We start from the raw sequence: 9,321 nt of genomic DNA, 5'->3' as shown, positions 1-9,321 counted from the left end.
AGATATTTTTAAATCCATTACACAAGTCTCATTCCAAGCCATAGACAGTCCTCCTGCCTATGTAGTCTGTAACTTATGTAAACTATGTTTCCGGTTTATTTTGCAAATGATGTATCCGGTCTGTACACCACCCTAACCCTCCCCTTCAAAAAGGGAGGGAACTATTCATCGCTACACATGAGTGTTAGCGCTCTTTCCCACTTCCCAAAACGTAACTCGCTTCTTGTAGCATCTTAAAAAGCTAGCTTTCTAAAATCACCGTCGCAACCGCATACTTTTTCTCGTCAGCGATTGTAAGGTGAACATGGGTCGCCCCCATCGCCTCGGCCAGTTCGGCGGCCTTGCCCGACAGGGTCAAAATAGGCTTGCCACGCTCGTCATTGCTGACGGTAAAATCATGGAAACTTACCCCGCAGGCAATCCCTGTCCCCAGCGCCTTGGATGCGGCCTCCTTGACGGCAAACCGCTTGGCCAGGTAGCGCCCCTTCAACTTCAGGCTATGGAATATAGCCTGCTCGGAAGGCGACAGCACCCGCTCGGCAAACGCATCACCAGAGCGGGCTAAGACCTTTTCGACCCGCTCAATATCGGCAATATCAGTGCCAAGGCCCAAGATGGCCATTAACGACGGGCATCCAGCATTTCAGCTTTCATATCGGCAACGGCTTTTTGCAGACCATCGAATGCTGCACGACCAATGATTGAGTGGCCGATGTTGAGTTCATAAAGCTCTGGCAGTGCCGCAATTGGCTTCACGTTGTGGTAAGTCAAGCCATGGCCGGCATTAACCTTGATACCCTGATCGTCAGCATAGCTGGCCGCCGCGGCAATTTTCTTCAGCTCGTCCTGTTGCTCTTCTTCCGTTTCGGCATCGGCATAATGGCCGGTATGCAGCTCGATATACGGCGCACCACAGGCTACCGCCGCATCAATCTGCTCACGGTCGGCATCAATAAACAAGGATACTTTAATACCAGCTTCTGTCAGCTTGGCAGTCGCAGCCTTGATTTTCTCCAGCTGCCCGGCAACATCCAGACCGCCTTCCGTTGTCAGCTCTTCACGCTTTTCCGGTACCAGACAGACAAACTCCGGCTTGGTTTCCAGCGCAATCTTGACCATCTCGTCAGTCACGGCCATTTCCAGGTTCATACGGGTCTGGATGGTTTCGCGCAAAATTCGAACATCCCGATCATTGATATGGCGGCGGTCTTCGCGCAGGTGGATTGTGATGCCGTCGGCACCCGCACGCTCGGCCACCTCTGCGGCATGCACCGGATCAGGGTACCGAGTACCTCGGGCGTTTCGCAATGTTGCAATATGATCGATATTCACGCCGAGTAAGATGTTGTTCATTTTCCGGTACTCCTTCCTCTAGGGATAAACAATTCCCTGCTTTTTAATGGTTTTCCGCCAAGATACGGCTTTAATGCTATACGTGTAAAGCGTTTTGCTGCCCGGAGCTGGTCCGGGGTTTCAAAATGCCTCGCCGCAATGGCTTTTAACTGGCTACCGGTAAACGACAGCTGGCCTTTCACCATCGAGGCAATAAAGCCGCGCTGCTCACGGTAGTTATAAGTCATAGTGTCTTCGACTGGCAGGCCGCTACCGGCACAATGAAGAAAATCAATGCCGTAACCAAGATGGTGCAGTAAGGCGAGTTCAAAACGCCGCAATGCCGGCTCTGGATTATCAGCTTGTGCCAGCTCCCGCAGCACATTCAGATAATCCAGAAACAACACCGGATAAGGCGTGTCATTTTCCAGTACCCGGGCCAACACTTCATTGACGTACATCGCAGAATACAGAATATAGCTGCGCATCGGCAACCCGATACTGATCGGCTCGGCATGGGTCAGCACAGGCATCGAGCCCCGGCCTGACCATTTCATAAACAGTGGAGTGAAAGGCTGCAATGTGCCTTTGAGATTGGAGCGCTTGCGGCGCGCTCCCTTCGATAGGACAGTGACACGGCCTGATTCTTCACTAAATACATCAAGGATCAGGCTCGTCTCACTATAAGGACGAGTATGAAGGACAAAACAGCGCTGTAGTCCCTCCATGGTGTCCCTTACAGGTCGTCAATATAACCCAGGCTTCGCAGTGCACGTTCGTCATCTGCCCAGCCCGACTTCACTTTGACCCACAGTTCCAGGTATACCTTGCGCTCGAACAGCTCTTCCATATCAATACGGGCTTCACGGCCGATGACTTTCATCTTCTCGCCATTTTTACCGATCACCATTTTCTTCTGGCCCTTACGCTCAACCAGAATCAATCCGTTGATATCAAAGCCATTGGTACGCGGATTATAATCAAAACGCTCGATTTCAACCGTCACGGAATAAGGCAGTTCGTCACCCAGGAAGCGCATCAGCTTCTCACGGATAATTTCCGACGCCATAAAGCGCTGGGAACGATCGGTTACATATTCTTCCGGGAAGTAGTACTCCCCTTCCGGCAGGTGCTGGCGAACGATTTTTTCTACCGCATCGACATTGGTACCGTGCTTGGCTGATACCGGCACCACATCGACAAACTCCATCTTGCGAGAGAGTTCTTCCAGATGCGGGAACAGCTCGTGCTTGTCCTTAACGTTATCGACCTTGTTGACCAGCAGTACCGTCGGCAGCTGACTCTTCGCCAGCTTGTTCAATACCATCTCGTCATCGTTGGTCCACATCGTACCGTCAACCAGAAACAGAACCAGCTCGACATCCGTCAGTGAGCTGCTGGCTGCACGGTTCATCAGGCGATTAATCGTACGTTTCTCTTCGATATGAAGTCCCGGCGTATCCACGTACACAGCCTGGTAACCGTCACGGGTATCGACCCCCATAATACGGTGGCGCGTAGTCTGTGGCTTGCGCGAGGTGATTGACAGTTTCTGGCCAACCAGACGGTTTAATAGGGTCGATTTGCCGACATGCGGTCGACCGACAATGGCAATAAAGCCGCAATGCTGTTTATCTGTCATGATTCCAACTGCTTAAGCGCAATCTCTGCCGCTGCCTGCTCTGCCTTGCGCCGACTGCCGCCCTTACCGATAACAGGCTTATCCAGGCCCGTCACTTCACACTGTACCGTGAACTCTTGGTTGTGAGCCTCACCGTGTACCTTAGTTACAGTATATGCTGGAAGCGGCAAGCGACGCCCCTGCAGGCACTCTTGCAGACGTGTCTTCGGATCTTTCTGGTTGATACCCGGTTTGATGGTATTCAAACGCGACTGGTACCAGTCCAGCACGATCTTGCGAACCACTTCGATATCGCTGTCGAGGTAGATGGCGCCGATAATCGCTTCCACGCAGTCAGCCAGGATGGAATCACGGCGGAAACCACCACTTTTGAGCTCGCCCGGACCAAGCAGCAAGTGATCACCCAGATCAAACTCACGACCCAGCTCAGCCAGGGTCTTGCCACGGACCAGGGTGGCACGCATCCGGCTCATGTCACCTTCATCCACATTCGGGAAGCGGTGGTAGAGATCATCAGCAATAACGAAACTCAGGATTGAGTCGCCCAGAAACTCCAGGCGTTCGTTATGCGTCCCGTTGGCACTGCGATGTGTCAGTGCCAGGGTCATTAAATCAATATTCTTAAATTGGTAACCCAGCTTACGCTGAAGTCTATTTGCAGGAGATGTCATTTTATCCCGATCAGTTTATGCCACCGATGCGGCTAAAGCGCACACCGGTAGGAATCCAAGATGGAAGTGCACTGTCAGCACCTCGTTCAAACTCAAAGCTGATCCAGATCCCGACCGCCTTGCCAACCAGGTTGGCTTCAGGCACAAAGCCCCAATAACGGCTATCTGCACTGTTGTCGCGGTTATCACCCATAACGAAGTACTGTCCTTCAGGTACAACCCACTCGCTGACACCCGGACGCGGCTGGTAGGCTAACGTACGGTCACGCTTCAGTGGATGCACCAGGATCTGATGCTCATGTTCGCCCAGCTTTTCGTTAAATTGAACCAAACGCGTCATGCCCTGGCTGAACTCGCTGTCCGTCATATTTTCCAGCGGCACCGGCTTACACTCGGTCGCCCCTTTGGGTGCCACACAAATCTGTTTGTGGGCACTATAACGCACCGTGTCGCCCGGCATACCGACTACGCGCTTGATGTAGTCAATTTGGGGTTGAGGCGGAAACTTAAAGACCACAATATCACCACGCTCCGGCTCGCCCGTTTCAACCAGCTTGTAACGGAAAACAGGATCACGGAGACCGTAGGCATATTTCTCAACCAGGATGAAGTCACCAACAAGCAATGTTGGCATCATCGAACCGGATGGGATCTGGAACGGCTCATAAATAAAAGAGCGAAATACCATAATTAGCGCAATCACCGGAAACATCGAGCTGGCTGATTCCACCCAGCTCGGTTGCGGTGCTACGGCTTGCAGGGTTTTAGCATCGACTTGATCGCCGGCATTTGCGGCGGCAGCTTCAATTTTCAATTGGCGCTTCGGCGCCCAGATAAATTTATCCAATGCCCAAATGATCCCGGTTACCAGCGTCGCCAGTACCAGAATTAGCGAAAAAGTATTAGCCATTTTAATCCCTAATAAATGTAACAGTGCAGCAAGAAACCCTTGCTGCACTGCTCATTGACACTTGCTTCAGAACACCGGAGTTGCCTCCGGCCATTGGTATGCTTTCTGAGGCAATGACAATGAGTAAAGTCGTTACTTACTTGTCTTTACCTACATGCAGAATCGCCAAGAATGCTTCCTGAGGCAGCTCGACGTTACCGATCTGCTTCATACGCTTCTTACCTTCTTTCTGCTTCTGTAGCAGTTTCTTCTTACGGCTTACGTCACCACCGTAACATTTCGCGATTACGTTCTTACGTAGCTGTTTTACAGTCGATCGCGCAATGATGTGGTTACCGATGGCTGCCTGGATCGCGATATCGAACATCTGGCGAGGGATAAATTCCTTCATCTTCTCAACCAGCTCACGACCGCGGTACTGGGCATTATCTTTATGGGTGATAATGGCCAGTGCATCGACACGATCACCGTTAAGCAGAATGTCGACACGAACCATGTCAGACTCTTCATAACGCTGGAAGTTATAATCCAGAGATGCATAACCGCGAGATGTTGATTTCAGACGGTCAAAGAAGTCCAGTACCACTTCCGACATCGGAATATCGTAGGTCAGGGCAACCTGGTTACCGTGGTAAACCATATCCACCTGAACACCACGCTTTTCAACACACAGGGTGATCACATTACCCAGGTATTCGCTCGGTACCAGAATGTTACAGCGGGCAATCGGCTCACCCATAACTTCGACGTCGTTGACTGCCGGTAGCTTGGCCGGGCTATCAACATAAATCTGCTCGCCGTTGGTCTTCTTAACCTCGTACACCACTGTCGGTGCCGTAGTGATCAGATCCAGGTTGTACTCACGCTCCAGACGTTCCTGGATGATTTCCATGTGTAGCATCCCCAGGAAGCCACAGCGGAAACCAAAGCCCAGTGCCGCCGAGTTTTCCGGCTCGTAGAACAGTGACGCATCGTTCAGGCTTAGCTTGCCCAGCGCATCACGGAAGTTCTCATAGTCATCAGATGATACCGGGAACAGGCCGGCATAAACCTGAGGCTTCACTTTCTTAAAGCCAGGTAGTGCTTCTTCGCTACCGTGCTTGGCGTGCGTCAGGGTATCGCCCACCGGCGCGCCCAGGATGTCCTTGATACCACAAACAACCCAGCCAACCTCACCGGTACGCAAGATATCGGTATCAACCTGCTTCGGCGTGAAGATACCAATACGGTCTACACCCCAAACCTGGCCGGTGCTCATGACCTTGATCTTGTCGTTTTTCTTCAGTTCGCCATTTTTGATACGAACCAATGAGACAACACCCAGGTAGTTATCAAACCATGAGTCGATGATCAGTGCCTGTAGCGGCGCGTCAGGATCACCTTCCGGTGAAGGGATCGCCGAGACGATATTCTCCAGAACATCCTCGACACCCAAGCCTGTTTTCGCCGAACAACGGGTCGCTTCCAGTGCATCGATACCGACGATTTCTTCAATTTCTTCTGAAACACGCTCAGGATCGGCAGCCGGCAGGTCGATTTTGTTCAAAATCGGCACGACTTCCAGTTCCATCTCAATGGCGGTGTAACAGTTGGCCAGCGTCTGGGCTTCTACCCCCTGACCGGCATCGACCACCAGCAGCGCACCTTCACAGGCTGCCAGAGAACGTGAAACTTCGTAGGAGAAGTCAACATGTCCCGGGGTGTCGATAAAGTTAAGCTGATAAGTCTCACCATCTTTCGCCTTATAGTCGAGCGTCACGCTCTGGGCTTTGATGGTGATACCGCGTTCGCGTTCAAGGTCCATGGAGTCCAGAACCTGCGCTTCCATTTCACGATCGGAAAGGCCGCCGCAGACTTGGATTAGGCGGTCAGATAGGGTCGACTTACCATGGTCGATATGTGCAATAATCGAAAAGTTACGAATGTGCTTCATGAATTGGCGTGACTAACTCGTGATTAAAAATGAATGGGATCTACAGATCAAGTTGACAGATTCTACCGAATTTAACGGCTAGTCGCTATCTTTCGATGCGGCATTTATTGTACTGTCGGCAGATATGGGGTTGCCCAACACCCGAATCAGGTTCGGTTTATAGGCCGAATTGCCTTCCAGACGCTTGGCCAGACGACGTGCCAGCAACAAGCCTGCGGCCGCGCTCAACACTGCTGTCAGGATCACTCCCAGCTCACCACCACCGGCCAATTCAATAAACCACCACTGCCCGAGTGCTGCTCCCAGCACTAAGGATAGCAAAGGCAGCACATAAACCAGTACTGCCGAATGCAACATACTTTGCTCGGGCAAGCCGATTTCGACGACTTCGCCAACCGATACCTGAGTCTGGGTCGCTATTTGTACCAGATGACTACGCCCCGGCACCGCCTTGCTGACAATACCGGTTCCGCAGCTATCACGTGACGCACAGTGACCGCAACTGGTCTGCTGCTGACAGGTCACCGTAATGACACCGGGCTCGACGGCTATTACCGTCGCCAATGAACGCATCATGGCGTTGTTTCTCCTGCAGGGTTGGCCTTGCCAGTCAGAAACGCGACAGACTCGGCCACACGGCGGGCTGTTGCCGGTGGAATATCGCCAACCACAGTCACTTCTTTGTCCTTGAGCAGGTAGCTATGCAGAGTTCTGCGCCCCTGGCGTACCAGCTGCTCCCTGACGGTAAAACTGTCGGCAGACGAGACATAGATAGAGAAGCTAAACAGGCCATCACTGTACATTTTGCTCTCAACCGGACGCTCGGTCATCATCAGGCGATGACGGTTACGGGATACCGACTCAAACCCCTGAGGCAGCCAGTTGGCATGCCAGCTCAGCTCCGCCTGAGGCTGCGGAGGCAATTTGACCACCGCAGGCAGCTCGACGGTTTTCAAGCTTCTCAATACATCCCCGACTTTCGGGTTTACGACATAGGAAACGGCACGATACTGCTCAAGCGGCTCGCCGTCACGATCCAGCAGGTCGGCCCGCATTACCAACTTGCTCCGGGTATCAATCCATATCAGGTAGGAATAACGCGCCCCGTCTTTCGGTGCGATACGAACGACATCACAGGCAACCCCCGCTTCCCGGGCCCGCCCCATTGAAATGAAATCATAGAACTGCGCCAGCTCCTCAATGTCTGACTTCATGATCGGCGGCAAAGGTGCAACCATCTTATTGCTGTTGATGGTGAACGGATCGAGACCCGGTTCAAAATAACTCACCTCGCTGCCCCGCTGGATAACCTCTCGCGGCGGACCACTCAGGTAAACCAGGTGCGCGTATGTCTCGCCGTCTTCAAAGGTATGGCGATAACGTAACGGCTCAATACTGTTTTTCTTGATAAGTATGTACGACAGCTCATAGCTGAGCCCACGGCTAGCCTCATCCATTTGATGCAACAAAGCCTCTGCAGAAGAAACTGAGTCTTCCGCAGAGGCTTGCAATGGCATCATAAGGCTGACCAGTGTCACTACACCGACCAGAATCTTTCTCATTTATCCGCCAGATCAGTTTGTTTCTAACAAAGTTTTATCAATACTGCCATCTTCGGCATTCAAACGCAGTTGAAGTTCATAATCTTGGAGCATCGCATTAATACGGCGTCGCTGCTCCATCACTTGGGCTTCACTCGGCGCGGCATGGCTATTGCTGCGCACAGAATCTCGGGTCAGACTAACAGGTTCGGCCGTACCGGCAAAAGGAATGGTCTGTAATACCGGGATCTGTGAATCAGCAGGGTTGCTGACGACGCTATCGTCACCACCGTTGTACTGCTGAACACCGACAATCACTGCCAAAGAGACACAGGCCGCGACAGCCACCTGGCCGAACTGAGTCAACCAAGCTGGCAGGGTGCGTTTTGCCTGTTGCGGTGTCGGTTGCGGCTCGACGGTCTCGCGTACCGTAGCCAGCTGAACCACTTCCGCTGGCTCTGATACGCCGGTATGGGCCGGTTCGTTTTCCAACGCCATTGCCACGCTCGCAGCAATATCCCAATCCTTGTTTTGCGGCGCTTCCCCCCGCATTACATCACCGATCAGATTAAAGTTCTGCCAAGTTTGCTGGCTGTCATCATCAACGGCCAAGGCATTAATAATGCTCTGATCCAGTTCTTCACCATCTAATAGTGCCGAAATCTTTTGTTTATCAGCCATTTTTTTCACCGTATTGGCTTAACATTTATCGCTGCATTAGAGGACGAATCCGTTTTTCGACCGCCTCTCGTGCACGGAAAATACGTGATCTTACCGTACCAACCGGACATCCCATGACTTCTGCAATTTCTTCATAGCTCAAACCTTCCAGCTCGCGCAATGTGATTGCTGTTTTGAGATCATCCGGTAATGCTTCAATGGTACTAAAGACTACCCGCTTCAATTCATCTGACAACATTTGGTTCTCAGGGTTCGATATTTCTTTCAAGGCATTTCCACTTTCGTAGTATTCAGCCTCTTCAGCATCGACATCTGACGCCGGCGGACGGCGTCCCTGGGCAACCAAATAGTTTTTCGCCGTATTGACGGCAATTCGGTACAGCCATGTGTAAAACGCACTTTCGCCACGAAATGTCGGCAAAGCACGATACGCTTTTATGAACGCTTCCTGAGCGACATCCGGCACGTCACCGGAGTTGCTGACATATCGGGCCACAAGGCTACATACCTTATTTTGGTATTTAACCACCAGCAGGTTAAATGCCTGCTTGTCACCACGCTGTACCCGCTCAATTAATACCTGATCAGTTTGCTGCTCGCTCATTCGAGCG

11 protein-coding genes are annotated in these 9,321 nt (G+C 51.9%); all 11 read right to left on the bottom strand.

Features of this window, described 5'->3' with window-relative positions:
- Positions 1-241 precede the first annotated feature (241 nt).
- A complete protein-coding gene (gene acpS, locus MHN01_RS08235) occupies positions 242-622 on the bottom strand; it encodes a holo-ACP synthase (protein WP_239410908.1) in 381 nt (126 codons plus the stop codon).
- Positions 622-1,353: a pyridoxine 5'-phosphate synthase gene (gene pdxJ, locus MHN01_RS08230; protein WP_239410907.1), complete on the bottom strand. Its 732-nt coding sequence runs from the start codon at positions 1,351-1,353 to the stop codon at positions 622-624. Before pdxJ ends, acpS begins: the two co-directional genes overlap by 1 nt.
- Positions 1,350-2,060, bottom strand: a complete 711-nt coding sequence (recO, locus tag MHN01_RS08225) for a DNA repair protein RecO (RefSeq protein ID WP_075763102.1) — start codon at positions 2,058-2,060, stop codon at positions 1,350-1,352. Before recO ends, pdxJ begins: the two co-directional genes overlap by 4 nt.
- An 8-nt stretch (positions 2,061-2,068) precedes the next feature.
- Positions 2,069-2,974, bottom strand: a complete 906-nt coding sequence (era, locus tag MHN01_RS08220) for a GTPase Era (protein WP_239410906.1) — start codon at positions 2,972-2,974, stop codon at positions 2,069-2,071.
- A complete protein-coding gene (gene rnc, locus MHN01_RS08215; protein ID WP_239410905.1) occupies positions 2,971-3,645 on the bottom strand; it encodes a ribonuclease III in 675 nt (224 codons plus the stop codon). Before rnc ends, era begins: the two co-directional genes overlap by 4 nt.
- 10 nt (positions 3,646-3,655) lie before the next feature.
- Positions 3,656-4,555, bottom strand: coding sequence for a signal peptidase I (lepB, locus tag MHN01_RS08210; protein ID WP_239410904.1), 900 nt, complete (start codon positions 4,553-4,555; stop codon positions 3,656-3,658).
- A 136-nt stretch (positions 4,556-4,691) separates the two neighbouring features.
- On the bottom strand, positions 4,692-6,488 hold the full coding sequence (gene lepA, locus MHN01_RS08205; RefSeq protein ID WP_075763106.1) for a translation elongation factor 4: 1,797 nt from the start codon (positions 6,486-6,488) through the stop codon (positions 4,692-4,694).
- 78 nt (positions 6,489-6,566) lie between these two features.
- Positions 6,567-7,064 carry a SoxR reducing system RseC family protein gene (locus MHN01_RS08200; RefSeq protein ID WP_239410903.1) on the bottom strand — a complete coding sequence of 166 codons (498 nt, stop codon included), beginning with the start codon at positions 7,062-7,064 and terminating at the stop codon, positions 6,567-6,569.
- A complete protein-coding gene (gene rseB / locus MHN01_RS08195; protein WP_239410902.1) occupies positions 7,061-8,050 on the bottom strand; it encodes a sigma-E factor regulatory protein RseB in 990 nt (329 codons plus the stop codon). Before rseB ends, MHN01_RS08200 begins: the two co-directional genes overlap by 4 nt.
- Before the next feature lie 12 nt (positions 8,051-8,062).
- Positions 8,063-8,710: an RseA family anti-sigma factor gene (locus tag MHN01_RS08190; RefSeq protein WP_239410900.1), complete on the bottom strand. Its 648-nt coding sequence runs from the start codon at positions 8,708-8,710 to the stop codon at positions 8,063-8,065.
- Positions 8,711-8,735: 25 nt separating this feature from the next.
- The gene (gene rpoE, locus MHN01_RS08185; protein WP_075763110.1) at positions 8,736-9,314 is read right to left on the bottom strand and encodes an RNA polymerase sigma factor RpoE; all 579 of its coding nucleotides are present in this window, start codon (positions 9,312-9,314) and stop codon (positions 8,736-8,738) included.
- Between the last annotated feature and the right edge of the window lie 7 nt (positions 9,315-9,321).

The sequence above is a fragment of the Photobacterium sp. OFAV2-7 genome (assembly GCF_022347985.1).
Taxonomy (GTDB): Bacteria; Pseudomonadota; Gammaproteobacteria; order Enterobacterales; family Vibrionaceae; genus Photobacterium.
This window is presented reverse-complemented; position numbering and strand designations above follow the sequence as displayed.

What these genes read in the sequence shown, in the direction of transcription:
- lepA (WP_075763106.1), bottom strand. Translation starts at nt 6,488, where the DNA reads ATGAAGCACATTCGTAACTTTTCGATTATTGCACATATCGACCATGGT.
- rnc (WP_239410905.1), bottom strand. Translation starts at nt 3,645, where the DNA reads ATGACATCTCCTGCAAATAGACTTCAGCGTAAGCTGGGTTACCAATTT.
- rseB (WP_239410902.1), bottom strand. Translation starts at nt 8,050, where the DNA reads ATGAGAAAGATTCTGGTCGGTGTAGTGACACTGGTCAGCCTTATGATG.
- recO (WP_075763102.1), bottom strand. Translation starts at nt 2,060, where the DNA reads ATGGAGGGACTACAGCGCTGTTTTGTCCTTCATACTCGTCCTTATAGT.
- pdxJ (WP_239410907.1), bottom strand. Translation starts at nt 1,353, where the DNA reads ATGAACAACATCTTACTCGGCGTGAATATCGATCATATTGCAACATTG.
- acpS (WP_239410908.1), bottom strand. Translation starts at nt 622, where the DNA reads ATGGCCATCTTGGGCCTTGGCACTGATATTGCCGATATTGAGCGGGTC.
- lepB (WP_239410904.1), bottom strand. Translation starts at nt 4,555, where the DNA reads ATGGCTAATACTTTTTCGCTAATTCTGGTACTGGCGACGCTGGTAACC.
- rpoE (WP_075763110.1), bottom strand. Translation starts at nt 9,314, where the DNA reads ATGAGCGAGCAGCAAACTGATCAGGTATTAATTGAGCGGGTACAGCGT.
- MHN01_RS08200 (WP_239410903.1), bottom strand. Translation starts at nt 7,064, where the DNA reads ATGATGCGTTCATTGGCGACGGTAATAGCCGTCGAGCCCGGTGTCATT.
- MHN01_RS08190 (WP_239410900.1), bottom strand. Translation starts at nt 8,710, where the DNA reads ATGGCTGATAAACAAAAGATTTCGGCACTATTAGATGGTGAAGAACTG.
- era (WP_239410906.1), bottom strand. Translation starts at nt 2,974, where the DNA reads ATGACAGATAAACAGCATTGCGGCTTTATTGCCATTGTCGGTCGACCG.